The sequence below is a fragment of the Bordetella flabilis genome (genome assembly GCF_001676725.1).
GTDB classification, from domain to species: domain Bacteria; phylum Pseudomonadota; class Gammaproteobacteria; order Burkholderiales; family Burkholderiaceae_B; genus Bordetella_C; species Bordetella_C flabilis.
Genome location: NZ_CP016172.1, coordinates 5,427,427 through 5,453,165, shown reverse-complemented (window position 1 = coordinate 5,453,165; position 25,739 = coordinate 5,427,427). Strand labels below are relative to the sequence as shown.

The following is a 25,739-nucleotide window of genomic DNA, read 5'->3' as shown; positions in this document are numbered from 1 at the left end:
GCCCGCCGGGCGAAGCTCGTTAGTGTACGCATATTTCCGAGGGCAGCCGGGGTGCCCGTCCTTCCGCTCGCGATACGTTTCGACACAGCCATCCGAGGGGCCGGGCATACACTGATTTTCGATCGAAACGCAGCGCCAAGGCGCCGTTTTGCCCTGTGCCAAGACAAGGAGAGCAGTGAAATGGATATACCCAACACATCCTCGAACGGCGGCAACTTCCAGGTCGACATCCAGGCCATCCGCAAGAAAGCGCGCCAAGGCATCGAAGACGGCGCGGTCACCGACACCTACCGTGCCGATCGCGAGACGGTACTGCGCCTGCTGAACGAAGCGCTCGCCACCGAAGTGGTCTGTGTGCTGCGCTATAAGCGCCATTTCTTCATGGCCCGCGGCATGAACGCCGAACCGGTCGCCGCCGAGTTTGCCGAGCATGCCACCCAGGAACAGGAACACGCGGATCGCCTAGCCGAGCGCATTGTGCAACTGGGCGGCGCACCGAACCTGAACCCGGAGGGCCTGACGCGGCGTAGCCATTCGGAATATGTCGAGGCCGGTTCGCTTGAAGACATGATCAAGGAAAACCTGGTCGCCGAGCGGATAGCCATCGATAGCTATCGCGCGATGGTCGACTACATCGGCGACAAGGATCCCACCACGCGCCGGCTGCTGGAAGAAATCCTGGCCGTCGAAGAGGAACACGCCGACGACCTGGCCGATTTCCTGGCCTGACCGGATGGCGTCCGGGGCGACGCGCCCGGCATGGCCGGGCCGTCGCCCTTTTTATTGTTCGACCACGTCCGCCCAGAGGTCATATTCATCGGCATCGGTCACCGTTACGCGGACCATGTCGCCCGGTTTCAGGGGGCGTTCGGACGCCACGTAAACGCTGCCGTCGATTTCCGGCGCATCGGCGCTGCTGCGGCCGATGGCGCCGTCCTCGTCCACTTCATCGATCAGCACATCGATTTCGCGGCCGACCCGCGCCTGCAGGCGCTCGGCCGAAATGGCCTGCTGGTGGACCATGAAGCGGTCCCAGCGTTCCTGCTTGACCTCATCGGGCACCGCGTCCGCCAGCGCGTTCGCCGGAGCGCCTTCCACGGGCGAATACTGGAAACAGCCGACGCGGTCCAGCTGTGCTTCGCTCATCCAGTCCAGCAGGTATTGGAAGTCTTCCTCGGTCTCGCCGGGGAAACCGACGATGAAGGTGGACCGCAGCGTCAGGTCGGGGCACTCCTGGCGCCAGCGCTTGATGCGCGCCAGGGTCTTGTCCTCGAAAGCCGGCCGCTTCATCGCCTTCAGGATACGCGGGCTGGCGTGCTGGAACGGGATGTCGAGATAAGGCAGGACCTTGCCCTCGGCCATGAGCGGGATCACTTCGTCCACATGCGGATAGGGATAGACGTAGTGCAGGCGCGTCCAGACGCCCAGCTCGGACAGCGCCGCACAGAGCTCCGTCATGCGCGTCTTGACCGGCCGCCCATTCCAGAAGCCGCTGCGGTATTTCAGGTCCACGCCATAGGCGCTGGTGTCCTGCGAGATGACCAGCAGTTCCTTGACGCCGGCCTTGACCAGCCGCTCCGCTTCATTCAGCACGTCGCCCACCGGCCGGCTGACCAGATCGCCGCGCATCGACGGAATGATGCAGAAGCTGCAACGATGATTGCAGCCTTCCGATATCTTCAGATAGGCATAGTGGCGGGGGGTCAGCTTGACGCCCTGCGGCGGGACCAGGTCCACATAGGGATTGTGGTCCGTACGCGGCGGGGCGGCCTCGTGCACCGCGCGCACGACCTGCTCGTACTGCTGCGGTCCCGTCACGGCGAGCACGCTGGGATGCACGCTGCGGATGGCGGACTCCTCCACCCCCATACAGCCCGTCACGATGACCTTGCCGTTCTCGGCCAGCGCCTCGCCGATCGCCTCCAGCGATTCCGCCTTGGCGCTGTCGATGAACCCACAGGTATTGACGAGCACGACATCCGCGTTGTCATACGATGGCGTGACCTCGTAGCCTTCCGTGCGCAGTTGGGTAAGGATACGTTCGGAATCGACGAGTGCCTTGGGACACCCTAAAGACACCATCGCTACGCTCGGGGTCCGGTTCGTTGCCATCTGGGAATCCAGTTCGTCTAGATAAAGCCGCTAGTTTATAGCGACTCGGGACAACGATGCCCGCGCAGGCCGTGGGCGCCAGCGCTGTCGCGTCCCGATATCCGAACGGTGGCTCGACCGGCACGGGATGAAGCAATCCCGGCGGTCTCGTCGCCGCGAAGGCGTTGTGCCGAACGGTAGAGCATCAAGCCCGGTAACGGCCCCGCCGGCGCCTAAGTGGCGGCGCTTCCATACACGATTATCTTGAGATTGCCATCGCCGTCTTGCACTTGTTGGCAGATCTCGGCATGGGAATCGCCGTTGATGTCGCCCGCCAGCCAGCTCAGCGCGTCCGCGAAGACGGCCATATCACCGCGCCAGATCTCTTCGATGTTGCCGCCGACCCACCCGTACACGGCCATGCCCAACATGCCGATGTCGTTTTTCCACAGCTGGCATATCTCCATTTTTTCGTCGCCATTGAAATCTCCAATATGCCAGGATAGAGCTCGTGGGCCTTCGGTCAGATCGAGATTGTGGGTGATGAAATCCATCTGCCCCTCCTCGGCTTTCCACCCAAAGACGGCGGCGCGCAGGGCGGTGCCGTCCTGATTCTCAAACATCTGGATCACCTCGGCCTTTTTGTCGCCGTCGATATCGCCTATCTGCCAGCTAACCGCGCTCGTGCTATCTGAATTGCCGATGACCCCGTGCTTGGAAGAGATGACTTCCATGTGGCCATTCTGGGCGTCACCGATCCAGCCGTAGACGATCATGGCCACGTGGGATTCGAACTCGTATACCTGTATGACCTCGTCCTGGCCATCGCCGTTGACATCGCCGATCAGCCAGGCCAGCGACGCATCGGCGCGTTCCACGCTGCTTACATTGAATGAGTTCCAGATCGCTTCCATTTCTCCGCCTTCGGAGTCTTCAGTCCAATCCCAGATGGTCATGCCCACGGAGCTGGCGTAATTCCATACCTGGCAGATACTGCGCTTGAAGCCTTTGGGGTGACAGATATTCCCCGACAGCCACGCCGTTGCCGGCGTACCGTGCCCGGTCTGTGAATGGTGGCCGATGGTCACGATTTGCCCGCCTTGCAGTCCGTAGACGATTATTCGGACGTCGTGCCCGGTACCATCGAAATCGATTACCTGACAGATCTCGTCGGCCCTGTCGCCATTGACATCCGTGATCAGCCAGGCGACCGCCGATGCGTCGTTCCCCGTGTCATCGGCATTGGGATTGACTGTCTTCATGCCCATCGCGCTGCCATCCCACTGGTAGGCAAGTATGCCCAGCCGGCCGAAGCCGTTGGGCCACGGTTGGCAGATAAGGTCTTGCCCGCGCTCCTTCAGGGCGCCGATCAACCACGTCTTTGCGTTCGCGCCTTCGTTTGGCGATTCCATTTGGGAAATCTTCTTCATGCCGGGCCACGTGCCATTCGCATGACCAGCGCTGGCAGCGGATAGCTCGCCATCGCTTTCGTTTTGACTATTTGCCATGACCGCTCCAGAAGGATGTCAGTGGATATATCGCCAGGACGCTCGCGTATGCATGTTAGATATGCATGGCGAAGTCCGGGAGTAATGCATATCGACAAATTGCGAGGCGCGGTCGAGCGGCTCGATTCAATCGCAGGCGTCGGCAGAAACAGGCCGTTGGGGGGCCTCGTCGCGGGCGATGCGCCACCCGCCGGCTTGCTGTGCTCAGTTGGCAGGGAAGGACGCCCCGCCTATTTCCACCGAGCTCAAGTAGCACCCGGTTCCGATATGCGCCTTGATGCCGGTGCGCAGGATATAGGCTCTTTGCAGCAGGTTGTTTATGTTGGGATCGCCGCTCGCGGCGGTGTAGTTGCTGCCGCAAGAAGGATCGGCGCTTCCGAACTCTCCCGTGAAGTTGTATCGATAGATATTGTTCGCATCATCCTTGTTCCAGTTGCCCTTGGTGGCCGTTACGCCCAGAACGCCTGTATTGACGATAGTGGGGTCACTGGACGATGTATTCCGGGGAGCCCCGGCGGCCGAGGTATTTTGATCGTTATGGGGCTTCAATCCGGAGCAGCCGGACAGGGCCAATCCCAGGCAGAGCAGGATAAATCGCTTCATCGCATCATCTCCTCGAGGAGCGGGGCCCGCGGCGTCCGGGTACGGCCCCACGGCGCATCCAGATCGAACACGGCGGCGCGTGCGCCGCTTTCGATCGGTCATTGGGGATCGATCTGTACCGTATCTATGGTGCAGTCGTTCGAGATGCCGAAGTCCACGGCCATCCCCGACATGAAAGCCGATTGGAGTAGCGTGTTGATATTCGCGTCTGCGCTTTTTGCGTCCCATGTGTTCGGGCACGCAGCCGCATTGGCGATGGTGCCGTCGAATTTATAGTAATAAACCCAATAACCCTTCGTGTTGTCATTGCCGTCCGAGTTGACCCAGTTGGTCTTGATGGCCGATATGGTGTTGGGTCCGTTATTGGTATCGGCCGCATGAGCGGCGGGGCTGTGCGCCAACAGTGCGAGAAAGCACGAAGCAATGACTGTTCTCATGGCGGGTCTCCGGGAGCAGGTGGGCCCATCTTAGGCGGAGCCCGGCAGGTCGCCGGATGATCGCGGGGTAATTCCTTGTGACCTCGAATGTCCGCTGGAGTGCTTCGGTCGGTATCGTCCTCGATCCAGGCCTTGAAGCATGCGCGGCGCGTTCCCAATAGGGGGGCGATGCTCCATCGCAGGTTCTGGCGCAGGCGTAATTTCGCGGCCCGGGGGCCGCAACGTGGTGGCGCCGCCAGGTCCGGGGGCGCACCGATGCGGGCTCTGTCACACCGTCGCGACGCGTGGGAACCGGACCGTCAGGTGAAAGCCTTCTTGCGCCGGCATTTCGACCAGTTCCGCGTTGTGCAGCCGCGCGATGCGGGCAACCAGCGCCAGGCCGATGCCGGTCCCTCGTTCTTCCTGCCCCGGTACACGAAAGAACCTGTCGTAAATGCGGCTTCGGTATGCCGCTGGGATGCCGGGCCCGTCGTCGGAAATGGCCAGTACCGGCGTCGTGCCCTGGAGGCCGCAGGAAACGGCGATGTGTCCGGCCACCGGGGTGTACCGGATGGCGTTATCCAACAGGTTGCCGAGCAGGATGCCGAGCGCGTCGATGTTGCCCAGTACCGGACAGGCCTGTGCGGTGACGGATATTTTCTGCGACTTGCGTGCGGCATCGCCTTCGAAGTCGCGCGCGACCAGATCGATAATGTCGGCCAGGTCGACGGCTTCCATGGCGCATACGTCGTCCGAATCCAGGCGCGCCTGGTCCAGCAGTTGTTCCACGATACGGGTCGCGCGGGCGGCGACACTCTGGAGTTTGGCGACTTCGGTACGCGTGGCCGGCACATCCGCCGCGGACGCGGCGCGCTGGGCCTGTGCCTGGATGGCGGCCAAGGGCGTGCGCAGTTCGTGGGCCGCATCCGCGATCAACTGGCGTTCGCGTTCCAGCGCCGCGTCCTGCCGCGCCAGCAGGTGATTGATGGCCAGCACGAATGGCCGGATCTCGCCAGGCAGATTGCGTTCCTGCAACGGTGAATTGTCGAAGGGCGGCCGGCCGGAGATGGTGGCCCGCGCCTGATCGAGCGGGCGCAGGCTGAGATGGATGGCCGTCCACATAATGACCGCCAACAGGAGGAATATGCCCGCGGCCGCGATGGCGCCCTCCCTGACCCACTGCCGGTACGTTGCGTCCAGGCCTCTCTGGCTACGGGCGGTTTGGACCTGTATGGTTCCCGTCGCGTCCGATATCGCATATACGCGCCATTCTTCGCCGCCGACGATGTTGTATCCATAGCCGGCAGTGAAATCGGGCTTCAAGGGGGCGTCGGGCGTGATGGGGGAGCGCAGGACCAGTTTTCCGGTCGGCATATGCCAGACCTGGAAAATGGTCTCCGTTACGGGGTCCTCCACGGTATCCGCCAGGCTGTACGCCGCGACCGAGCCGTCGGGCGACAGCGTTCTGGGAATGGATTCCACGGTCAGGCGCGCGATATCGCGCAGCCGTTCGTCCACATAGCCGGTTTCCGGCAGGTTCAATTCCCAGGCGCGCAGGGAATACCACGCTGCACCGAAGGCGATGATGCCGACCAGCATGCCGCACAGCAGCCGGACACGCAGGCTTTTCATGGGAGCGGCGAGATCGCGCCATCGTTTCATGGCTTTGCGTCGCCCACCTGATAGCCGAAGCCATGGACGGTTGCGATCAGGTCGTTGCCGAGCTTGCGTCGCAATTGGTGCACGTATACCGCAACCGTGTTGCTTTCTATGGTGCCATGCCGCCCATAGACCGCATCCTCCAATTGCTCGCGCGTGACGATGTGGCCCTGGCGTTCGAGCAGCGCGACCAGCGTGCGGTATTCGTGAATGCTGAGTTTCACCGGGTTTCCGGCCCGCATGACCAGCCGACGTGCCGGATCGACGTGTACATCACCGATTCGCATCAGCGGAACGACGCGGTGGCTGGCACGCCGTGTCACTGCGCGGACCCGCGCCAGCAGCTCCTCCGTGGGAAAGGGCTTCACCAGATAATCGTCGGCGCCGGCGTCCAGGCCCTTGATGCGATCGCTGAGCCGGTCGCGCGCGGACAGAATAAGCACCGGGGTGGCGTCGTAGCGTTCCCGTATGGATTTCAGGATCTCCAGGCCGGAACCGTGGGGCAGCTGCAGGTCCAGCAGTATTGCGTCGTAGCCGTGGTCCGTCAACGCGGCGCGCGATTGCGCGGCATCGGTCGACCAGTCGACCCGGTAACCCGCCTCTCGCAGACTGCCGCATAGGGCGTCCCCCAGCATGGGGTCGTCCTCGATTAGCAGTATGTGCAAGGTATGCCTCCGGTGGTGGAACCGCCGCAGATTATCGGCGCAAAATTAAAAAACTTTTAAAACGCCTTCTCGATAATGCCGCTCCTGAAAGGCCTCCGTCCGGTGGCCATGCGAGAAGGTGGATCGATGGAAAGCCAATCAAAAGGACTGCGCCACGGCGCTGTGTCAGTGGCACTGCAGCGGGTGCAGGCAGCGCGGATGGCGCTGTGGGCCGCGTCGTCGCTGCTGGCGGCCGGCGCCGTCAATGCGCAGAACAGCGTGGGGCTGGGCGTGGGCGTCGTGCCGGAGTACACGGGCGCGAAGGATTATCACGCGGTCCCGGTGCTGGAGCTGTCTTACCGGCGTGGCGCATTCTTCATCGACACCAGCGACGGCCTGCCCGCGCTGGGCCTGCAGCGCGATCTGGGCCAGGACTGGCAGGCGGGGGTTTTCGTGGGGATGCGCCTGGGGCGGGACGCCGACGACCACGATCGCCTGGAGGGATTGGACGATATCGACGCGCATGGGACCGTCGGCACCTTCCTGCGGTGGCGGCCGGGCCCCTGGCGTATCAGCACGACACTGACCCAGGCGCTGCATGCCGGCTACGGCACCCGCGTGCAGCTCAACGGTTCCTATGCAATCTGGGACGCCGGCCGCAACACCGTGCGCCTGGGCGCGGAGACCACCTGGGGCAGCCATGACGATATGTCCCGCTGGTTCGGCGTCACCACCGCGGAGGCCGCGCGCAGCGAGGCCGGCCTGGGCCGCTATTCGGCAGGGGCCGGCTTTCGCTCGGCCACGCTCTACGCCAACTGGCGCTATGCCATCGATCCCCGGTGGACCCTATCGACTTCCCTGGGCATACGCACCTTGCTCGGCGATGCCCGCGACAGCCCGATTGTGGAGCGTCGAACTGCGCCGTACGGGGCGGTGGGAATCAGTTATCGGTTTTGACGCGCCACGGCCCCCAGGCGACGGCCTGGCGGGTCGCCAACCAGGACATCGGCACGCCGCTACGCCGCCTCCCGCAAGGCGCCGCCGTTGCGGGCGATGTCAAGAAATGCGGTCAGCGCGCTGGAGACATAGCCGTCGCGGCGGCGAATGAACACGGTCTGTACCCTGGCTTGCTCGGGCGGCAGGCGGTGTATCGCCACCTTGCCTGCCTTGGCGGCGGCCGCAACGACGCCGCGCGGCAGCAGGGTGACGCCGACGCCGGCCGCGACGCAGCTGACGATAGTGTCGAGCGAGCCGAACTCCAGCGGCTTGGCGGCGATCATGCCCATCTCCGCCAGGATGGCTTCCAGCCGCAGGCGGTAGGAGCAACCCATCTGGAACACGATGGTTTTCACGTCGCCGACATTCGCGAGCGCGCGCAGGGAGCGAATGGAAGGGGAAGTGACCATGACCAGTTCTTCCGTGAACATCGTTTCCTGGACCAGGTCCGGATGGTTGATGGGGCCGGCGACAAAGGCGCCGTCCAATCCGCAGGCCACCACCTCGCGCGAAAGCCCGGCCGTCGTTCCAGCGCTGATGACCAGCCGCACCTGCGGATAGGTCTTGGCGAAAAGGCTTAGCAGGGGAGCAAGCCGCAGCGCCGTGGTGGTTTCGAGTCCACCGAGCTGCAGCTGCCCGTTGGGATCGCCATCGTCGCGCGCCGCCGCCTGCGCTTCGGCAAGCAGCCGCCGGATGCGGCCGGCGAACGGAAGCAGGCGCTCAGCCGCAGGGGTTGCCGTGACGCCCCGCGCATGGCGCTGGAACAACACCACGCCCAGGGATTCCTCCAAAGACCTTATGCGCGCGGTGACGTTGGATTGGACGGTGTGCAGCTCGACGGCGGCGCGGTTCATGCTGCCGTGCCGGGCGACGGCTTCCAGTGTCTTCAGATCTGCGATTTCCATGGCTGGTGTTCCGGCTGTTGCAGGGCGCGGTATCGCTTGGGGTAGCGGGATGGCGCGGTTTGGTCCGTACCGCGCGACGGCGTAGCGCCTGCAGGATATCTGCCAAACAGATAGCCGATATCTGGCAAATTCATTTCCTTAGATTAGAGCGGGCGCGTAATCTTTGTCCATCGAGATTTTCCTGTGGAAGCCCCATGGACGACGCCACCGCCCTGGATGATGTCAGTGCGCCGCGGACCCCGCCGGCGAATGCCATTTGGGCGACGCTGGCCGCCTTCTGCGCCAGCCTGGTGGGAATCGGGCTGGCGCGCTTCGCATATACCCCTTTGCTGCCCGCGATCGTGGGCGCGCACTGGTTCGAGGCCGCGGCGGCCGCCTACCTGGGCGCCGCCAACCTGGCCGGCTACCTGGTGGGGGCCCTGGCGGGAAGGCCGTTCGCGGCACGGGTGCCCGTGGCGACCGCACTGCGCGCGATGATGCTGCTGGCGACCGCGGCCTTCCTCGCCTGCGCTTTTCCGGTGTCGTTTGCGTGGTTCTTCGGCTGGCGTTTCCTGGCCGGTTTGGCGGGGGGCGCCTTGATGGTGCTTGCCGCGCCTGCGGTACTGCCTCATATACCGGCCCGGCGCCGTGGGCTGGCGGGCGGCCTGATCTTCATGGGCGTGGGCGTGGGTATCGCCGCCTCCGGCACGCTGGTGCCCTTGCTGCTGCAGGACGGCTTGCGCGATACCTGGCTGGCGCTCGCGGGGCTTTCCCTGGTCCTGACCGCCATTGCCTGGAAGGGCTGGCCGTCGCGGCCGGCGCCAACGGCTGCGGTGCCGGTCGCCCCGCATCCGGCGCGCGCCAATGACACGACGCTGCGCGCGCTCTACGTGGAGTACGCGCTGAACGCCGCGGGCTGGGTGCCGCACATGATCTTCCTTGTGGACTTCGTCGCGCGCGGCCTGGGCGAGGGCGTGGCCAGGGGCTCCCAATACTGGGTGCTGTTCGGCATCGGCGCCACCGGTGGTCCCATCCTGGTGGGCTATCTGGCGGACCGCATCGGCTTCAAGCGGGCCTTGCGCCTGGCTTTCGCCCTTCAAACCATAGGCGTGGCCATTCCTGCCTTCCATCCCGCTCCGGCATGGCTGGTGGTCTCCAGCGTGGTGGTGGGCGCATTTGTGACCGGCACCGTTCCGCTGGTGCTGGGCCGGGTGCACGAACTGCTCGCGCACCAGCCCGCCCGGCGCGATCCGGCCTGGCGGACCGCCACGGTGGCGTTCGCGCTGTTCCAGGCCATGGCCGCTTACGGCCTGTCGTACGTGTTCGCGCGCAGCGGCGCCGATTACAGGCTGTTGTTCCTCGCGGGGACCGGCGCCATGGTGTGCGCGTTTATGATCGACCTGCTGGCCGGCGCGCGTGAGCGTGTGCAGGCCGCGCGTATTACCGGCCCATAGGCGGGTGCCTGGGCGAGGGACGCTCTCGCCACGCGCGGGCGCGGGCATTCGTACCCGTGGGCCATGCGGCCAGCGTACGGGGCACCGCGGTCGCGCCGGGGAACCCGCGTGGCGCATCGCGGCCGGCGCGCCGACCGCTTCCACCGCACGGCCGGTACGGCCGATGTCGGGGCGGGTGACTCCAGGTACCATTGGGAGGTCCCGCGGCGGGTGCCTGCCGCGCCATCCGATACGCCTGTCCCCGCCCCGTCCGTATGCCCGAAACTTCCCCACCCCCCATCCCGGGCGCCGCGCCGCTGCGTGATCTGCTTGCGCAGAGCGCCGCGGTCACGCAGGCTGTGCTCACCGGGCGATCCATGACCGACGCGATCGCGCAGGTTCCGGCGCCTTTGCGGGCGGGAACACAGGCGTTGTCCTTCCATGCCATGCGCAGGTTGGGCGAGGCCCGCGTCCTGCGCCGCATCCTGGTGCCCCGCACGCCGCCCGAACCGCTCGCCGATGCCTTGCTGCTGGTCAGCCTGGCGCTGTTGCTGCCCGCGCCGGCGTCCGGCAGCGGCACGGCGGCGGGCATGCCGGCCTACGCGCCCTATACGGTGGTGGACCAGGCCGTGCAGGCAGCGGCGGACATGCCGCGCCTGGCCGGCTTGAAGGGCCTGGTCAACGGTGCGCTGCGCGCCTATCTGCGCGATGCCGACGGGCTGCAGGTCCAATTGGCGCGGCAGGTCGAGGCGCGCTGGAACCATCCGCAATGGTGGGTGGACAAGGTGCGGGCAGCCTATCCGGACGACTGGGAAGCCGTGCTCGCCGCCGCCAACATACCGGCGCCGCTGACTTTAAGAGTCAACCGACGGCGCGCCGCGCGGGAAGACGTGCTGGCTGCCTTTGCTGGCGTCGGGATTGCCGCCGAGGCGACCGGGCCGAGCGGCGTCGTTCTGGCGCAGCCTCGGCCGGTACAGCGCCTGCCCGGCTTCGAGGAGGGCTGGTGGTCCGTGCAGGACGCCGGGGCGCAGATGGCGGCTCCGCTGCTGGGCGTCGCGGATGGCATGCGTGTGCTCGATGCCTGTTCAGCGCCGGGAGGCAAGACCGCCCATTTGCTGGAAATGGCCGATGTCGACCTGCTGGCCCTGGACGCGGATTCGGCCCGCCTGCAGCGGGTGCGGGACAATCTCCAGCGGCTGCGCCTGGAATCTCCACGCGTAACGCTCCAGGTTGCGGATGCCGCCTATCTGGACGCCTGGTGGGACGGGCGGCCTTTCGATGCCGTCCTGGCGGACGTGCCCTGTACGGCGTCCGGCATCGTGCGCAGGCATCCCGACATCCGCTGGTTGCGCCGCGCCGACGATGTCCCGCGCACGGTCAAGCTGCAGGCCCGCATTGTCGATGCGTTGTGGCGCACCGTGGCACCGGGCGGGCGCCTGCTGTACGTGACCTGTTCCGTGTTCCCCGAGGAGGGCGAGCGCCAGGCGGCCGCTTTCGCCGCCCGCCATGACGATGCCCGGCGGCTGGAGGCGCCGGGCCAGCTGTTGCCTGTTGCGGCGGCCGCCACGGCGGCGGGAGAGCATGACGGCTTTTTCTATGCCTTGTTTGCCAAGGCCGGCTGAATCGCCAAGAATACCGGGGTTGGAGCGCTGATGTTTCGTATGTTCATGCTTACCCGCTTGTTTTCGTTCCTGTTCGTCGCCGCGCTCCTGTCTACCTGGGTGGGCGGCGCGTACGCGGCCGAACCTAAAGTCCTCAATATCGATCCGATGATCCGCAACGGCAAGGTGGAAATCGATGCCGATGTCCGCTTCGAGCTGAACGACCAGTTGCGCGAGGCGGCCGAGCGCGGCGTGCCGCTCTATTTCACGGCCGACCTGAAGATCACGCGGTCCCGCTGGTGGTGGCTGGACACCACGGTTGCCGACACCAGCATTACCTGGCGCATCGTCTATAACGCCTTGACGCGCCAGTGGCGCGCCGGAGTGGGCGAACTGACGCTGCCGGTCCAGTCGCTGGACTCCGCCATGGACATGGTGCGGCACATCCGCGGCTGGGCCGTGGCGGATGCGGGAGACCTGTCTACCGGCGTGCGCTACCAGGGCCAGTTGCGGCTGCGTCTGGACACCTCGATGCTGGCACGGCCGTTCCAGGTGAACGCGTTGAACAGCAGTTCCTGGTCTGTGGCCACGCCCTGGGCCGATTTCGACTTCGCCATCGCGGCGGGGAGCGGGCGATGAGGTTCCTCCTGCGGATGGCGCTGGTCGCCGGCGCCCTGGCCGGCGTGATGTTGCTGGGCCTGCTGGCCTGGTCGACGGGCAATGCTTCACGCTTCGCGCGCTATTACGACGCGCTGCTGGTGCTCAATGGCGTGGTCGCCCTGGCTTTGTTCGCCTGGGTCGTCGCGCTGACCGTCAAGCTGGTACGGCAGATACGGCGCAGGCAATTCGGTGCCCGCCTGACGGCACGCTTCGCGTTGGCCTTCACGCTGATCGGCGTGGTGCCGGGTGCCCTGATCTACACCTTGTCGGTGCAGTTCATGTCGCGCTCCATCGAGTCCTGGTTCAATGTGCGCGTCGATAGCGCCCTGGAAGCCGGCCTGAACCTGGGCCGCGCCGCGCTCGACTCCCTGCTCGCGGACCTGGATGCGCGCGCCCGTTCCATGGCGCCGGAACTGAACCGCACCGCCGACAGGGATATCGCCCTTGCCCTGACCCGCTTGCGCGAGGCGAATGGCGTGCAGGAAGCCATGGTTTTCACGGGCGGCGGCCGCATGATCGCCTTCTCCACCAACCAGTACGGCCAATTGCTGCCGGAGCTGCCACCCCCCACCGTGTTGAACCAGTTGCGGCTGTCGCGCGGGTATTCGGCGGCGGAAGCCGACGACCCGTTGGACCGGGGCGGCGGCGGGCTGCATCTGCGCGTGGTCATCCCGCTGGTCGCCCCGGCCCGCTTCGACAGCCTGACGGGGCCGTCCAGCGAACCGCGCTGGCTGCAGCTGATACAGCCCGTGCCGGACCAGATCGCCCACAACGCCAACCGCGTGCAACAGGGCTTCCGCGATTACCAGGAACTGGCGCTTTCGCGGCTGGGGCTGCGCAAGCTGTATGGCATTACCTTGACGCTGGCGCTGCTGGTGTCGGTGTTCACCGCCATCGCCGTGGCTTTGTCGCTGTCCAAGCGCCTGGTGCGGCCGCTGTTGCGGCTGGCGGCCGGTACGCAGGCGGTGGGCGTGGGCGATTACCGACCGCTTCCCGAACCTCCGGAACGCGACGAGGTGGGCCAGCTTACCCGTTCGTTCAATGCCATGACACGGCAGTTGGACGAGGCCCGGCGCATGGTGGAAAGCAACCGGCAGCAGTTGGAGCGTTCCAATGTCTATCTGGAGAGCGTCCTTTCCAATCTGTCTTCCGGCGTGCTGGTGTTCGACGAAGCCTTCCGTGTGACCACGGTCAACCAGGGGGCGCAGACCATTCTTCAGGCCGACCTGCGATCCGTCATCGGGCGTCCGCTGGAAACGGTGGAGGGCATGCTGCCTTTCGCGCAGGTCGTGCGCCAGGCCTTCGCCGCGCATGCCGCGGTCGGTTCCGAACGCCAGCATTGGCAGCAGCAGTTCGAGATCCAGCTGACCCAGGCCACGCAGGCTTTCGCCGCGCTGTCGCAGGCGGCGCAGCTGGATATGCCACCGGTCCAGGACGTGGCGCAGAATGCCGCGCAACCCGGTATGCCGCAAGTTCCGACGCCGGGCTCGCAGACGGTGACCTTGCTGGCGCGCGGAACGCATCTGCGCGTGGACGGCCGCGGCAACGGCTACCTGGTCGTCTTCGACGACATTACCGAATTGATGTCGGCGAACCGGGCGGTGGCGTGGAGCGAAGTGGCCCGGCGCCTGGCGCACGAAATCAAGAATCCGCTCACGCCCATCCAGCTGTCCGCGGAACGGCTGGCCATGAAGCTGGCCGACCGGCTCGAACCGAATGACCGGCGCATGCTGGAGCGCTCGACCAACACCATCGTGGACCAGGTGGCCTCGCTCAAGCACATGGTCGACGACTTCCGTGAATTCGCCCGTACGCCGCCCGCGGTGATGAAGCGCATCGACTTCAACGGCCTGGTGGGAGATGTGCTGACGCTATACGGGTGGGACCCTATCGAAGGCGTCACGCGCGGGCACCAGAACTCCCTCAATCTCGAGGTCAGCCTGGAACCGGGCCTTCCCGCCATCGAAGGCGATCCCACGCAGTTGCGGCAGGTCATACACAATCTGCTGGCCAACGCCCGCGATGCCATTGCCGACCAGCAGGACGGCAGGGTCCGTGTTTCGACACAGTTGACGCGGGCCCGCCAGGGCGATGGCAGCGAGCAATATGCCCTGCGATTCACGGTCACCGATACCGGTCCGGGCTTTTCGCCGCAGGTCATGCAAAGAGCCTTCGAGCCCTACGTGACCACCAAGGCCCATGGGACTGGGTTAGGATTGGCAATTGTCCGGAAGATCGTGGAAGAGCACGGCGGGCGTATCGATCTGGCGAACCGGCGTGAAGGCGGGGCCCGCGTTTCGATACTGTTGACCCGCCTGGCGGACGGCCTCGATACTCTGGACGCAACCGCACAACAACAGGATAATGCGGCTACGCAATAGGTGGACGGGTTTATGGCCAGAATTCTGGTGGTTGATGACGAAGTCGGCATACGCGAACTTCTGTCTGAGATCTTGTACGACGAAGGACACACGGTCGAACTGGCCGAAAACGCGGCGCAAGCCCGAGCCGCTCGTCTGCGGTCGCGTCCGGATCTGGTCTTGCTCGACATCTGGATGCCGGACACCGATGGCGTGAGCCTGCTGAAGGAATGGGGCTCGCAAGGCCTGCTCGACATGCCGGTCATCATGATGAGCGGGCACGCCACCATCGATACGGCCGTGGAGGCCACCCGCATCGGTGCCCTGGATTTCCTGGAAAAGCCGATCACCCTGCAGCGGTTGTTAAAAACTATTTCAGCGGCATTGTCGCGTGGCCGCGCCCCGCAGGCCGCTCCCACCGCTGCGTCGACCTCCGCCGTCCCGCTGGAAGACGAGCTCGATGCCCCTTCGCTGTCGGCCAATGCGGTGGAAGCGCCCGCGGCCAGCAACGGCCTGCTGGGCAGCATCTCGCTTGACCAGCCCTTGCGTGAGGCGCGCGACGCGTTCGAGCGTATCTATTTCGAATATCACCTGGTGCGCGAAAGCCATAGCATGACCCGGGTGTCCGAAAAGACCGGGCTCGAGCGCACGCACCTGTACCGCAAGCTCAAGCAACTGGGTATCGAGTCCGCGCGCAAGCGCAGCACATGAAGATCCTGATTCTCGGTGCGGGGCGGGTAGGTACCAGCGTGGCCGAGAACCTGGTCTCCGAGCACAACGACATCACCGTCATCGATACCGATGCACGCAATCTGCGCGACCTGCAGGAGCGCTACGACTTGCGCGGCGTGCATGGCGACGGTGCGCAAGTCTCCGTGTTGCGCGACGCCGGCGCCGAGGACACCGACCTGTTCATCGCCTGCGCCGCCTCGGATGCCGTGAATCTGGTTGCCTGCCGCATCGCACGCCTGATTTTCAACGTGCCGCGCCGAATCGCGCGCATACGCTCATCGGACGTGCTGGATCACCCTGAGCTGATGAGCGACGAAGGCTTCTGCATCGATGCCTTGATCAGCCCGGAACGCAGCGTCACGACCTACTTGCACAGCCTGATCGAGTTCCCCGAGGCCTTGCAGGTGGTGGAGTTCGCCGGAGGCCGCGTGAGCGTGGTGGCCGCCCGCGTCGGGCGCGGCAGCGCCATGTGCAACCGCACGCTGGAGACGCTGGCGGAACTCTGGCCCGACGTATCGGCCCGCATCATCGACATCGTGCGCGACGGCCGGCCCCTGCAGGCGGGCCGCGGCGCCGTGGTGCTGCCGGGCGACGAAGTGGTCGTCGTCGCCGACGCCCGCCATGCGCGGCGCGCCATACGGCAACTGCGCGAGGCGGAGAAGACCGCGCGCCGCATCATGATCGCGGGCGGCGGCAATATCGGCTTGCGGCTGGCGGGGCAACTGGCCGAAGAGGGCTACAGCGTGCGCATCGTCGAGCGCGATGCCGTGCGATGCAAGTACCTGGCCGAGAAGCTGCCGCACAGCGTGCTGATCCTGCATGGCAACGCCACCGACGAAGCCTTGCTGGAGCGCGAGAATATCGAGGATATGGACACCTGGTTGGCACTGACCAGTGACGACGAGGACAACATCATGTCCTCGCTGCTGGCCAAGCGGCTGGGGGCCCGCAAGGTGATTGCCCTGATCAATCGCCAGGCATACGGGGAATTGATGCAGGGCAGCCATATCGATGTCGCCGTCTCGCCGTCGCAGGCCACCATGGGGGAATTGCTGCGGCATGTACGGCGCGGCGACGTCGTCGCCGTGCATCGCCTGCGGCAGGGCGTGGCCGAAGCGCTGGAAGCCGTGGCCCACGGCGACCGCCACACGTCCAAGGTCGTGGGCCGGCAAGTGTGCGAGCTGCGCCTGCCCAAGGGCGCGACCATCGGCGCGCTGGTACGCGGCGACGAGATCATCATTCCCGCGCCCGATACCGTCATCCAGGCGGACGACCATGTCATCGTGTTCGTGCCGGGCCGGCAGCAGATGGCCCGGGTGGAAAAGCTGTTCCAGGTTTCCGCGTCCTTCTTCTGAGGCGACCGCACGCATGCGACACAACGGCTCCATGGCATCACCGGCGGTCGCCGCGCCCATTCCTGGTAGCCGGCAAGGCCGCTGCCCGGCCAAAGGAGCCGCCGCATGAGTCGGCTTGCTGGCATCCTGAACCTGCTTGGACTGACGATGGCGTTGTTTGCGACGACCATGGCCTTGCCGGTCGGCCTGGCGATCTATACGGGCGACGCGGCGCTGGCGGCCTTCGTGGACGCCATGCTGCTGTCATTCGCGGCCGGCGGCGTGCTGTGGCTGGTGACGCGCCGGCATCGGGCCGAGCTGCGGCCCCGCGACGGGTTTCTGCTGGTGTCGATGGTGTGGACGGTTCTGCCCTTGCTGGCGGCGATTCCGCTGTACATCTATTTCGACCGTGCCGGCACGCCGCTCTCCTTCACCGACGGGTATTTCGAGGCGATGTCCGGGCTGACCACCACGGGCGCGACCGTGCTGACCGGCCTGGACAAGCTGCCACCGTCGATCAACCTGTGGCGCGCGACGCTGGTATGGCTGGGGGGCATGGGCATCCTGGTGCTCGCCGTGGCGATTCTGCCGCTGCTGGGCGTCGGCGGACATCAGATCTTCCGGGCTGAAACGCCGGGGCCCATCAAGGACGAAAAACTGACGCCGCGCATCGCCAGCACCGCCAAGGCCCTATACGCCATCTATTTCGGCCTGTCCCTGCTGTGCCTGCTGGCCTACCGCCTGGCCGGCCTACCGTGGTTCGAGGCCTGGTGCCACATGGCCACCACCATGGGACTGGGGGGATTTTCCACCTGGGACGACGGCTTCGCTCACTTCGATTCGGTGGCGGTGGAAATCGTGGCGATCGTATTCATGCTGATCGCCGGCATCAATTTCGCCACGCATTTCAGCGTTGTGCAGACCCGCAGCCTGCGTCCCTACCGCACTTGTACGCAAACGATTCCCTATCTGGCGCTCACCATCGGCGCGGCCCTCGTCGTTTCCCTTTTCCTCTATGTCGATGGCGTTTACGGCACCGTGGCCGAGGCGCTGCGCTACGGCATCTTCAATACTGTCTCGGTGGTTACCACGACCGGCTATGCCAATGCCGATTACACGCAGTGGCCGATCTTCGCTCCGCTGGTGATGCTGCTGCTGTCGGGGGTGGCGACCTCGGCCGGTTCCACGGGGGGCGGTATCAAGATGATCCGGGCGATCCTGCTGCTCAAGCAGGCGCGCACCGAGCTGGTCGTCATGCTTCATCCCCAGGCCGTGAGCCCTGTGCGGCTGCAAGGCCGCGTCGTCGATGGCCGCGTCATGGCTTCGGTGCTGGCCTTCATGTTGATGTACGGCATGTCCATCGCTGTCCTCACCATTCTGATGCTGGTGTCCGGCCTGGACCCCGTTACGGCCTTCAGCGCTGTCGTGGCCAGCGTGAACAACACCGGCCCGGGGCTGGGCGCCATCGGTCCCATGGGAAGTTTCGCAGTGCTGAGCGATTTCCAGACGTGGTTGTGTACCTTTGGCATGCTGATTGGCAGGTTGGAACTTTTTACTGTGCTCATATTGTTTACGCCTGCCTTCTGGCGCAAATGAAGCGCTCCGGATTATCCCGCATAGGTGAGCACTTGCTTACGCCACATCCGCGACATAGCGGCACGTTACCCGCTGTTGCTCATTAATGTCACGATTTTCACGGTTTATGGCGGTATCGGGCGGCTAAACTGCGGGATCGCGTCAAGACGTGGCACGCCGGAACCGCAGTTTCCCGCGTCGCCCGACGCCTTCCCCGACCATAAGATACTAGGAGCAGGAGATGGAACAGATCCCGTTCGTCCCTTCCGCCCCCAACACGCTGGGCATTGAACTCGAACTGCAATTGATCGATCCGCGGACCTTCGACCTGACTGCTGCTTCGGACGAACTGCTGGCCCAGATGGCCGATCACCCGATCGCGGACCGCGTCAAGCCGGAAATCACCCGCTCGATGATCGAGCTGAATTCTTCCGTGCACGAACACCCCATGGGTCTGCTCGCCGAAATGCGCGAGATGCGCACCGCGCTGTGCGAGGCCGCCGATGCTGTCGGCGTCTCCGTGGCCGGCGGCGGCGCGCATCCCTTCATGCGGTGGCAGGAACGCTCCATATCGGATACGCCGCGCTTCCAGTACCTGGCGGAGATGTATGGCTACCTGGCGCGCCAGTTCACCGTCTTCGGCCAGCACATCCACCTGGGCGTCAAGAACGGCGACCAGGCCATCACCCTGACCCGCCAGTTGTCGGCCTATGTGCCGCACTTCATCGCCTTGTCGGCGTCCTCCCCGTACTACGAAGGCGTCGACACGCTGTTTTCCTGCTGCCGCCTGAACGCGGTCAACAGCTTCCCGCTGGCCGGCAACATGCCGCCGGACGTGACCGACTGGTATCGCTTCGAGGCACATGTGGCGCAGTTGCGCACGCTGGGCCTGGCCGAAAGCATCAAGGATCTGTACTGGGATATCCGGCCCAAACCCGACTTCGGCACCGTGGAAATCCGTGTCTGCGACACGCCCTTGACCGTGGAGCGCGCCTGCCAATTGGCCGGTTTCGCCCAGGCACTGGCTGTTTTGCTGGAACGCGAACCGCAGCCCGAAGGCGGGCTGTGGCTGGCGTATCGCAGCAACCATTTCCAGGCGTGCCGGTTCGGCCTGCAGGGCAGCTATGTGACGGCCGAAGGCCAACGCCTGCGGCTCATCGATCACCTGCGTGGCCTGTTCGGCCGGCTCATGCCGGTGGCCGAAGAGCTGGGCACGGCGGATATGCTGGCCGCGCTGCGCGACGACGCCCTGCGTGCCGGTAACGATTCGCGCTGGTTGCGCGCCCAGTTCCACCGCCTGCGCGACCTGCCTTCGGTGGTCGAGTCCATGACGGGCGCTTTCCGGGGCGAGATCGGCTCGGTGGGAATGGCTGCCCATGACCCGACGGCGGTGGTGCGCCGGCGCGTGCGCGCGACGTCCGAACCGCTGGGCGGCGTGGACGTACAGACCCTGGCCCAGCCTTCGGCGCCACGGCGCCTGCACTAGGCGCTCGCCTACGCGGGCGGGTGCATCGGTTTGGCGGGCCGTGCGGCCATTATTGCCGGCCGGCTGTGGAAGAAGCTGTCTACTGAAGGCCGCGGCGCCATCCCCGTGCCGTCTCGCGCCCGCATCCGTGCGGGCGTGTCGGCGGCCCCCTGGGCATCAGCCCTGGCCGGGTCCCGGGCGGTGGCGTCCGCCGATGGCGCTGACGGAAAGCCGGGTCTCGCCCGGTGCCGCCCGGCGCGCCGCTGCCCGCCAGGCATGGCCATAGGTGACCTCGATGGTCAACGCAATGGTGCCATCCGGGCGGCGCTGCGCTTCCAGCGCGTCGCACAGGCGCGCCCGCCATGCGGGCGTCGCCAAGGACGCCTTGCGCTGCGCGGCCGGGTTGCCGCCCAGCGCCCGTACATCCTCCAGCAGCCTTGCCGGATTCTGGTAAGTCAGGGTAAGGGTTTCCTGGTCCATGACCGGGTCGGCGAAGCCGTTTTCCACCAGCAGGTCGCCGAAGTCGTGCATATCGACGAAGGAGGGCGTGGCGGTACGCAGGCCGGCGTCCGCCAGCGCCTGGCGCAGCTCGCGCAGGGTGGCGGGCCCCAGGCAAGAAAACATGGCCAGTCCGTTCACTTTCAGGATCCGCCGCCATTCGGCCAGCGCGTCATGGGGCCGCGGGTGCCAGTGCAGCGCCACGTTGGACCACACCAGTTCCAGCGACTCAGGAGGAAGGCCGGTCTCGGCCATGTCGGCATGGATGAAGCGGGGCGCCGCCTGGGCGCCGCTTTCGCCATGGCGTGACAGCGCGGCCGTCATGCGGCCCAGCAGCCCCGTCCGCTTCGGCGGCGCGTGGTGCTGGCGGGCGATCTCAATGAGCGGGGCACAGGCGTCCAGGCCCAGGTATTCCGCCGCGGGATAGCGCTCGCGCAACAGGGGCAGGCTGGCGCCGGCGCCGCAGCCGGCGTCCAGCATGCGTGTGGGTTGCAGGCGGATGTAGCGCAGGCGTTCGAGCATGCGGCGGCCGATTTCTCCATACAGAAACTGGGCGGCCTCCAGGTCGCCGCGGCGCGCGAACTGGCGCGCCACATGGGCGCTGACGATGGGTAGTGCGGGAAGCGAGTCGGACATTTCGGTCGCGCTGCCCGCGGACGGGCGCGCAAATCAGGATGAAATACGTGCGGCCATTATTGCTCATTGCCGATCGAGGCCGGTCGACGCGGGTCCGCGCCGTATCTTGCCGGCCCCGTGCCGTACGCAGGACGCAGCGGGCAGGGCGCAGAGCGCGGGAACCAGGAGGCCGGACGCGGGGCGGAGCCGTTGCGCGGCACGGTCCGCTGTCTCGTCCGGTGGCGCGCCCGGCCCGGGTTCTTATCCAAGGAGATGTCATGACATATTGGCCTGGCCTGCGCCGCCTGCTGCAGCGCGCCGCGGGCGCCGGCTGCCCGATGTGCGACGGCTTCGCCCATGGGGCTGGGCTGTGCGAGGGCTGCGCCGCCGATGTCTGTGCGACCATGCATCCGACCCAGCCTCGTTGTGGACGCTGCGCCCTGCGCCTGCCGGTCGTGGACGCACCGTGTCCTGACTGCGCGCGCCGGCCGCTGGCCTTGGCCGGCGTCGTGGCGGGCTTCGATTACGAGTCCCCGGGGGACATGCTGATCGCCCGTTTCAAGGTCGCGCGCCAGTACGCCATGGCCGAGGTGCTGGCCGACCTGGTGATGCGGGCGTTGCAGGCCCCGGCAGGCGGCCCGCGCCGGCCAGGCCTGCCCTGCGGCGCGCTGCCGCCAGACACCATCCTGGTGCCCATTCCCGCATCCCGAACCTCGCTGCGCCGGCGCGGCTTCAATCCCGCTGCGGAACTGGCCCGCGCGCTGGCGCTGCGCACGGGGCTGCCGCTACGCCGCCGCTGGCTCGTATGCGCGCGCGAAGGGCCGAAGCAAAGCACGCTTAGGCGTGCGGAGCGCCTGCAGGGGGCGATCGGGCGCTATGCCTGCGCCGCGTCCCAGCCGGCACGGTGTATCGCGCTGGTCGATGACGTCATGACCACGGGCAGTACCCTGCATGCCGCCGCGCTGGCCCTTCAAGCGGCCGGCGTCCGCCACATCGTCGGACTGGTCGCCGCACGCGCGCCGGTCGACGATGGCGGCGCGCTGGCACAATATCGCCTGCCATAGCGTCAGGCCCGTCCATGTTCCACGTCATTCTCGTTTCGCCGGAGATTCCTCCGAATACCGGCAACGCCATCCGCCTGTGCGCGAACACCGGCGCACAACTGCATCTCGTCGAACCGTTGGGCTTCGTCCTGGACGACGCGCGGCTGCGGCGCGCGGGCCTGGATTATCACGAATGGCAGCCGGTGCGCGTCCATCCCGGCCTGCCGGAGGCGCTGGCGGCCACGGGCGCGCCCGCGGAACGCATATTCGCGCTGACCACGCGCACCGGGCATACGATCGCCAATGCCGCCTTCCAGGCCGGCGATGTTTTCGTGTTCGGTCGTGAAACGGCCGGGCTGTCCGAAGAGCAGCTTGGGCTGTTTCCGCCCGCGCAGCGGCTGCGCCTGCCCATGCGTGCCGGACAGCGCAGCCTGAACCTGTCCAATGCGGTAGCCGTCATGGTGTTCGAGGCCTGGCGCCAGTGCGGCTATGCCGGAGGCGCCTGAGGCGCACGCGGACACGGCATCGCGCCGGGCGGCATCCAGCGGCAGTCCGCCTCGACGATACGCCACCCGGCCCTGCCTGCGTCTCAATCCAGCGACAGGCCCAGCTTCTCGATCACGGTATCCCAGCGCGCTTTTTCGTCGCGCATCCGGGTGGTGAGCTCGTCCGGGGACGACGGAGCGGGCGTGAAGTACTGCACCGCCATCTGCGCGCGCACCTTGTCGCTGCTGATGATGCGGGCCAGTTCACTGTTGAGCCGTTCGATGATCATGCTGGGCGTGCCGGCGGGGACCAGGATGGCGTCCCAGGAAATGGCTTCGAAGCCCGGATAACCCTGCTCGGCCATGGTCGGGATGTCCGGCAACGTGTCGGCGCGTTTCAGGCTGGTCACGGCCAGGATGGTCGCCTTGCCGTTGCGGGCCTGCGGCATGGCGATCGCCGGAACCATGAACGAGGACTGGATATCCCCGGCGATGATGGCGCTGATGACCTGCGGAAAACCGGGATAGGGGATATGGGCGATGTCCAGGCCGGCCTGGCTTTTGAACATCTCCATGGCCAGTTGCGACGCGCTGCCGGGCCCGACCGAGCCGTAGTTCAGCGCGCCCGGGCGAGCCTTGGCCAGCCTGACGAAATCCGCCATGGTCTTGACGCCCAGGTCGCTGGGCACCACCAGCACATTGGGGCTGGTGGCCACCAGGGTTACCGGCGCGAGGTCGTTGAACGGGTCATAACCCAGGGTCTTGCGGTACAGCGTCGGTGCCGTGACCAGCGGGCCGTTGATGGTGAACAGCAGGGTATAGCCGTCGGGCTTGGCCTCGGTCGCCAGGCGCGTGCCGATGTTGCCGCCGGCGCCGGGCTTGTTCTGCACGATAATCGGCTGGCCCAGGGCCTTGGACAGCGGCTCGGCCACGATGCGGGCCAGCAGGTCGGGCGACGAACCGGCCGGGAAGGGGACGATCATGTCGATGGTACGGTCCGGCCATTCGGCCCGCGCCTGCGCGCCGGCCATCAAGCCAAGGGCCAGGCCTGCCATCGCCACGAACAGCCGCCGCGTGCGGATACCGCGGCGGCCGCGATTGAACTGGAACATCGTTTTCTCCTGATGATTGCTGTGGGCCCACCGGGGCCCTGATCGACCTAGTCCGGCACGCGCAGGTCGCCGCTTTCAGGGCGGGCGTCGCGCGCCAATAGGGTTGAAACGGCGGTCATGGGGGCGACGCCGTCGAACAGAACGGCGCATACGGCCGCTGTAATGGGAAGGTCCACATTCAGCGAGCTGGCTCGCGCCAGCGCGGCGCGCGCGGCCCGGACGCCCTCGGCCGTCATGCCGTCCGCGAGGATGTCGGCAAGCTTGCGCCCCGCGCCGATATCCAGGCCTACCCGGCGGTTGCGCGACAGTTCCCCGGTGGCTGTCAGGACCAGGTCCCCCAGGCCGGTCAGGCCTGCGAAGGTCTCCGGGCGCGCGCCCAGCGCCACGCCCAGCCGCGTCATCTCCGCCAGCCCCCGGGTAATCAGGGCGGCGCGCGCGTTGGTCCCCAGCATCAGGCCGTCGGAGACGCCGCAGGCAATCGCGATGATGTTCTTCATCGCTCCACCGACTTCCACGCCCACGATGTCGGCCCCGGCGTAGACCCGCACCGCGCCGCCGTGCAGCGCGGCGGTGGCCGCTTCGCACAGTCGCGTGTCCGCGCTCGCGACCGTCAGTCCCACAGGCAGTCCCTGCGCCACCTCGCGCGCGAAGCTGGGGCCGGACAGCACGCCCATGCTGACCGAAGGCACCCCGGCCAGAACGTCCCGCGCCACCTCGTGCGGTAACCGGCCGCGCGCCTCGTCGAAGCCTTTGCAGGTCCAGACGACGTGGTAGGCCGGGCACCCCAGCGCCGGCAGGCGCTCGGCCAGGGCCGTACAGAGGCTTTCCAGCCCCGCTACCGGCACGCCAAGTATCAGCAGCGGCGTGCCGCCCGCGCCGGCCGCGTGGGCCAGCGCGGCATCCAGGTCGGCGGTGATTTCCAGGGCGGCGGGTAAAGAAACGCCCGGCAAATACCGGGCGTTTTCATGCGACGTGGCCATGTCCGCCGCCTGCGCGGCCTGGCGTGCCCACAGCACGGTGGGACGTTTGCGCGCGGCCGTGGCCGCCAGGGCGGTGCCCCAGCTGCCGGCGCCCAGTACCGCAACGCGCGGCGCCACGAGCGCCGCGTCCGCGGCCAGCCCGGACGTCCGCGCTTCCCCGTTGTTACTGGCGCGTGGCATTGGGCGGCAGGATGATGCCCGAATCGTTTCCGCCTTGCGGCGCCTGCTGTTGCGACAGTTCGGCGATGCGCTGTTCGTACAAGGCCTGGAAATTCACTTCGGCGAGGTGCAGGGCCGGCAGCGATGTGCGCGTGATGGCGTCGGCGACGTTGGCGCGCAGGTACGGATAGACCATGGTGGGGCATACGATGCCCAGCAGCGGGTCCATCTGGTCCGCCGGGATGTTGGCCAGTTCGAAGATGCCGGCCTGCGTGCCTTCGACGAGGTACAGCACCTTGTCGCCGATGCGCGTGGTGACGGTCACCGTCACGGTGGATTCGAACAGCGTTTCAGTCAGGCGCTGGCCGCCCACATTGATGCTGACCTCGACCTGCGGCGCTTCCTGTTCCAGGAAAATGTGCGGCGCGTTGGGCATCTCCAGCGACAGGTCTTTCAGGTAGACGCGCTGAAGATTGAACGACGGAGCGTCGTTGCCCGCTTGCGGGTTGGTTTGATCGGCCATGAGGATTCCGGAAAGGTGAGGAAGATAACGCCTGGGTCAGGCAGGGTGCGCCGTCCCGGAAGGACGGCGCGGCAGGTCTAGGCGAGCATGGGAACGAGCTTGTCGGCGCGATCCAGGGCCGCCAGGTCGTCGAAGCCGCCCACGTGGGTATCGTCGATGAAAATCTGCGGCACGGTGCGGCGGCCGGTACGCTGGATCATCTCGTCGCGGCGCTGCGGTTCAACGTCGATGCGGATTTTCTCGATCTCGGTCACGCCGCGCTGTTTGAGCAGCATCTCGGCGCGCGAGCAGTAGGGGCAATATCCCGTGCTGTACATCAGGACTTTTTTCATCGTCTGGTTTCCTTGCGAAGAAACATCCGGG

At 66.2% G+C, this 25,739-nt stretch carries 24 protein-coding genes; 12 read left to right on the top strand and 12 right to left on the bottom strand.

Annotated elements, in window-relative coordinates; all coding sequences use genetic code 11:
* The first annotated feature begins 180 nt into the window (after positions 1–180).
* On the top strand, positions 181–729 hold the full coding sequence (locus BAU07_RS24290; protein WP_066663580.1) for a ferritin-like domain-containing protein: 549 nt from the start codon (positions 181–183) through the stop codon (positions 727–729).
* 51 nt (positions 730–780) lie between these two features.
* Here the strand turns inward: BAU07_RS24290 and rimO are convergent, their stop codons facing one another.
* The 6 genes from rimO to BAU07_RS24260 all read right to left on the bottom strand — a co-directional run bounded on the left by rimO (position 781) and on the right by BAU07_RS24260 (position 6,942).
* A complete protein-coding gene (gene rimO, locus BAU07_RS24285; RefSeq protein ID WP_066663577.1) occupies positions 781–2,112 on the bottom strand; it encodes a 30S ribosomal protein S12 methylthiotransferase RimO in 1,332 nt (443 codons plus the stop codon).
* 212 nt (positions 2,113–2,324) lie between these two features.
* Positions 2,325–3,599 carry a hypothetical protein gene (locus BAU07_RS24280; RefSeq protein ID WP_157122421.1) on the bottom strand — a complete coding sequence of 425 codons (1,275 nt, stop codon included), beginning with the start codon at positions 3,597–3,599 and terminating at the stop codon, positions 2,325–2,327.
* A 204-nt stretch (positions 3,600–3,803) separates the two neighbouring features.
* Positions 3,804–4,202, bottom strand: coding sequence for a hypothetical protein (locus BAU07_RS24275; protein WP_066663566.1), 399 nt, complete (start codon positions 4,200–4,202; stop codon positions 3,804–3,806).
* Positions 4,203–4,300: 98 nt separating this feature from the next.
* On the bottom strand, positions 4,301–4,639 hold the full coding sequence (locus BAU07_RS24270) for a hypothetical protein (RefSeq protein ID WP_157122419.1): 339 nt from the start codon (positions 4,637–4,639) through the stop codon (positions 4,301–4,303).
* A 267-nt stretch (positions 4,640–4,906) separates the two neighbouring features.
* A complete protein-coding gene (locus BAU07_RS24265) occupies positions 4,907–6,280 on the bottom strand; it encodes an ATP-binding protein (RefSeq protein WP_084025963.1) in 1,374 nt (457 codons plus the stop codon).
* Positions 6,277–6,942: a response regulator transcription factor gene (locus BAU07_RS24260; protein WP_084025962.1), complete on the bottom strand. Its 666-nt coding sequence runs from the start codon at positions 6,940–6,942 to the stop codon at positions 6,277–6,279. The genes BAU07_RS24265 and BAU07_RS24260 overlap by 4 nt, the downstream gene beginning before the upstream one ends.
* Positions 6,943–7,068: 126 nt before the next feature.
* On the opposite strand from BAU07_RS24260, the gene BAU07_RS24255 reads away from it, so the two are divergent.
* Positions 7,069–7,878, top strand: a complete 810-nt coding sequence (locus BAU07_RS24255; RefSeq protein ID WP_232338196.1) for a MipA/OmpV family protein — start codon at positions 7,069–7,071, stop codon at positions 7,876–7,878.
* Between the two features lie 59 nt (positions 7,879–7,937).
* Here the strand turns inward: BAU07_RS24255 and BAU07_RS24250 are convergent, their stop codons facing one another.
* A complete protein-coding gene (locus tag BAU07_RS24250; protein ID WP_066663544.1) occupies positions 7,938–8,822 on the bottom strand; it encodes a LysR substrate-binding domain-containing protein in 885 nt (294 codons plus the stop codon).
* Between the two features lie 194 nt (positions 8,823–9,016).
* Here BAU07_RS24250 and BAU07_RS24245 point away from each other — a divergent pair, with 194 nt between their 5' ends.
* The 8 genes from BAU07_RS24245 (at position 9,017) to BAU07_RS24210 (ending at position 19,982) form a co-directional block, all read left to right on the top strand.
* Positions 9,017–10,255, top strand: coding sequence for a YbfB/YjiJ family MFS transporter (locus BAU07_RS24245; protein ID WP_066663541.1), 1,239 nt, complete (start codon positions 9,017–9,019; stop codon positions 10,253–10,255).
* Positions 10,256–10,509: 254 nt separating this feature from the next.
* A complete protein-coding gene (gene rsmB, locus BAU07_RS24240; protein ID WP_066663538.1) occupies positions 10,510–11,856 on the top strand; it encodes a 16S rRNA (cytosine(967)-C(5))-methyltransferase RsmB in 1,347 nt (448 codons plus the stop codon).
* 39 nt (positions 11,857–11,895) lie between these two features.
* Positions 11,896–12,474 (top strand): DUF4390 domain-containing protein, encoded by a 579-nt coding sequence (locus BAU07_RS24235; RefSeq protein ID WP_157122559.1) that lies wholly within the window; start codon positions 11,896–11,898, stop codon positions 12,472–12,474.
* Complete coding sequence (locus tag BAU07_RS24230) at positions 12,471–14,876, top strand: sensor histidine kinase (RefSeq protein ID WP_066663529.1); 2,406 nt, start codon at positions 12,471–12,473, stop codon at positions 14,874–14,876. Before BAU07_RS24235 ends, BAU07_RS24230 begins: the two co-directional genes overlap by 4 nt.
* A 12-nt stretch (positions 14,877–14,888) precedes the next feature.
* The gene (locus tag BAU07_RS24225) at positions 14,889–15,566 is read left to right on the top strand and encodes a response regulator (RefSeq protein WP_066663526.1); all 678 of its coding nucleotides are present in this window, start codon (positions 14,889–14,891) and stop codon (positions 15,564–15,566) included.
* Positions 15,563–16,942 carry a Trk system potassium transporter TrkA gene (trkA, locus tag BAU07_RS24220; protein WP_066663525.1) on the top strand — a complete coding sequence of 460 codons (1,380 nt, stop codon included), beginning with the start codon at positions 15,563–15,565 and terminating at the stop codon, positions 16,940–16,942. Before BAU07_RS24225 ends, trkA begins: the two co-directional genes overlap by 4 nt.
* A 105-nt stretch (positions 16,943–17,047) precedes the next feature.
* A complete protein-coding gene (locus BAU07_RS24215) occupies positions 17,048–18,517 on the top strand; it encodes a TrkH family potassium uptake protein (protein WP_066663523.1) in 1,470 nt (489 codons plus the stop codon).
* A gap of 220 nt (positions 18,518–18,737) precedes the next feature.
* The gene (locus BAU07_RS24210; protein WP_066663522.1) at positions 18,738–19,982 is read left to right on the top strand and encodes a YbdK family carboxylate-amine ligase; all 1,245 of its coding nucleotides are present in this window, start codon (positions 18,738–18,740) and stop codon (positions 19,980–19,982) included.
* A 156-nt stretch (positions 19,983–20,138) separates the two neighbouring features.
* Here the strand turns inward: BAU07_RS24210 and BAU07_RS24205 are convergent, their stop codons facing one another.
* Positions 20,139–21,095, bottom strand: a complete 957-nt coding sequence (locus tag BAU07_RS24205) for a methyltransferase domain-containing protein (RefSeq protein ID WP_066663519.1) — start codon at positions 21,093–21,095, stop codon at positions 20,139–20,141.
* A gap of 257 nt (positions 21,096–21,352) precedes the next feature.
* Here BAU07_RS24205 and BAU07_RS24200 point away from each other — a divergent pair, with 257 nt between their 5' ends.
* Both BAU07_RS24200 and BAU07_RS24195 read left to right on the top strand, forming a co-directional pair.
* On the top strand, positions 21,353–22,138 hold the full coding sequence (locus BAU07_RS24200; protein ID WP_232338195.1) for a ComF family protein: 786 nt from the start codon (positions 21,353–21,355) through the stop codon (positions 22,136–22,138).
* A gap of 14 nt (positions 22,139–22,152) precedes the next feature.
* A complete protein-coding gene (locus tag BAU07_RS24195) occupies positions 22,153–22,623 on the top strand; it encodes a tRNA (cytidine(34)-2'-O)-methyltransferase (protein ID WP_066663515.1) in 471 nt (156 codons plus the stop codon).
* Positions 22,624–22,706: 83 nt separating this feature from the next.
* Here BAU07_RS24195 and BAU07_RS24190 read toward each other — a convergent pair whose 3' ends face one another.
* From BAU07_RS24190 to grxC, 4 genes are all read right to left on the bottom strand, one after another.
* Positions 22,707–23,633 carry a Bug family tripartite tricarboxylate transporter substrate binding protein gene (locus tag BAU07_RS24190; RefSeq protein WP_415830446.1) on the bottom strand — a complete coding sequence of 309 codons (927 nt, stop codon included), beginning with the start codon at positions 23,631–23,633 and terminating at the stop codon, positions 22,707–22,709.
* A 128-nt stretch (positions 23,634–23,761) separates the two neighbouring features.
* Entirely contained in the window at positions 23,762–24,874 is a 1,113-nt protein-coding gene (locus BAU07_RS24185) for an NAD(P)H-dependent glycerol-3-phosphate dehydrogenase (protein ID WP_084025960.1), read from the bottom strand.
* Positions 24,858–25,376 carry a protein-export chaperone SecB gene (gene secB, locus BAU07_RS24180; protein ID WP_066663512.1) on the bottom strand — a complete coding sequence of 173 codons (519 nt, stop codon included), beginning with the start codon at positions 25,374–25,376 and terminating at the stop codon, positions 24,858–24,860. The genes BAU07_RS24185 and secB overlap by 17 nt, the downstream gene beginning before the upstream one ends.
* Positions 25,377–25,453: 77 nt before the next feature.
* Positions 25,454–25,708, bottom strand: a complete 255-nt coding sequence (grxC, locus tag BAU07_RS24175; RefSeq protein WP_066663509.1) for a glutaredoxin 3 — start codon at positions 25,706–25,708, stop codon at positions 25,454–25,456.
* Positions 25,709–25,739: the final 31 nt, after the last annotated feature.

Bases quoted from the DNA above. Each gene is read 5' to 3' on its own strand.
- BAU07_RS24195 (WP_066663515.1), top strand. From the start codon at position 22,153: ATGTTCCACGTCATTCTCGTTTCGCCGGAGATTCCTCCGAATACCGGC.
- BAU07_RS24215 (WP_066663523.1), top strand. From the start codon at position 17,048: ATGAGTCGGCTTGCTGGCATCCTGAACCTGCTTGGACTGACGATGGCG.
- BAU07_RS24270 (WP_157122419.1), bottom strand. From the start codon at position 4,639: ATGAGAACAGTCATTGCTTCGTGCTTTCTCGCACTGTTGGCGCACAGC.
- secB (WP_066663512.1), bottom strand. From the start codon at position 25,376: ATGGCCGATCAAACCAACCCGCAAGCGGGCAACGACGCTCCGTCGTTC.
- BAU07_RS24275 (WP_066663566.1), bottom strand. From the start codon at position 4,202: ATGAAGCGATTTATCCTGCTCTGCCTGGGATTGGCCCTGTCCGGCTGC.
- BAU07_RS24245 (WP_066663541.1), top strand. From the start codon at position 9,017: ATGGACGACGCCACCGCCCTGGATGATGTCAGTGCGCCGCGGACCCCG.
- grxC (WP_066663509.1), bottom strand. From the start codon at position 25,708: ATGAAAAAAGTCCTGATGTACAGCACGGGATATTGCCCCTACTGCTCG.
- BAU07_RS24185 (WP_084025960.1), bottom strand. From the start codon at position 24,874: ATGCCACGCGCCAGTAACAACGGGGAAGCGCGGACGTCCGGGCTGGCC.
- BAU07_RS24290 (WP_066663580.1), top strand. From the start codon at position 181: ATGGATATACCCAACACATCCTCGAACGGCGGCAACTTCCAGGTCGAC.
- trkA (WP_066663525.1), top strand. From the start codon at position 15,563: ATGAAGATCCTGATTCTCGGTGCGGGGCGGGTAGGTACCAGCGTGGCC.
- BAU07_RS24190 (WP_415830446.1), bottom strand. From the start codon at position 23,633: ATGGCCGGCGCGCAGGCGCGGGCCGAATGGCCGGACCGTACCATCGAC.
- BAU07_RS24230 (WP_066663529.1), top strand. From the start codon at position 12,471: ATGAGGTTCCTCCTGCGGATGGCGCTGGTCGCCGGCGCCCTGGCCGGC.
- rsmB (WP_066663538.1), top strand. From the start codon at position 10,510: ATGCCCGAAACTTCCCCACCCCCCATCCCGGGCGCCGCGCCGCTGCGT.
- BAU07_RS24225 (WP_066663526.1), top strand. From the start codon at position 14,889: ATGGCCAGAATTCTGGTGGTTGATGACGAAGTCGGCATACGCGAACTT.
- BAU07_RS24210 (WP_066663522.1), top strand. From the start codon at position 18,738: ATGGAACAGATCCCGTTCGTCCCTTCCGCCCCCAACACGCTGGGCATT.
- BAU07_RS24200 (WP_232338195.1), top strand. From the start codon at position 21,353: ATGACATATTGGCCTGGCCTGCGCCGCCTGCTGCAGCGCGCCGCGGGC.
- BAU07_RS24235 (WP_157122559.1), top strand. From the start codon at position 11,896: ATGTTCATGCTTACCCGCTTGTTTTCGTTCCTGTTCGTCGCCGCGCTC.
- BAU07_RS24250 (WP_066663544.1), bottom strand. From the start codon at position 8,822: ATGGAAATCGCAGATCTGAAGACACTGGAAGCCGTCGCCCGGCACGGC.
- rimO (WP_066663577.1), bottom strand. From the start codon at position 2,112: ATGGCAACGAACCGGACCCCGAGCGTAGCGATGGTGTCTTTAGGGTGT.
- BAU07_RS24280 (WP_157122421.1), bottom strand. From the start codon at position 3,599: ATGGCAAATAGTCAAAACGAAAGCGATGGCGAGCTATCCGCTGCCAGC.
- BAU07_RS24255 (WP_232338196.1), top strand. From the start codon at position 7,069: ATGGAAAGCCAATCAAAAGGACTGCGCCACGGCGCTGTGTCAGTGGCA.
- BAU07_RS24265 (WP_084025963.1), bottom strand. From the start codon at position 6,280: ATGAAACGATGGCGCGATCTCGCCGCTCCCATGAAAAGCCTGCGTGTC.
- BAU07_RS24205 (WP_066663519.1), bottom strand. From the start codon at position 21,095: ATGTCCGACTCGCTTCCCGCACTACCCATCGTCAGCGCCCATGTGGCG.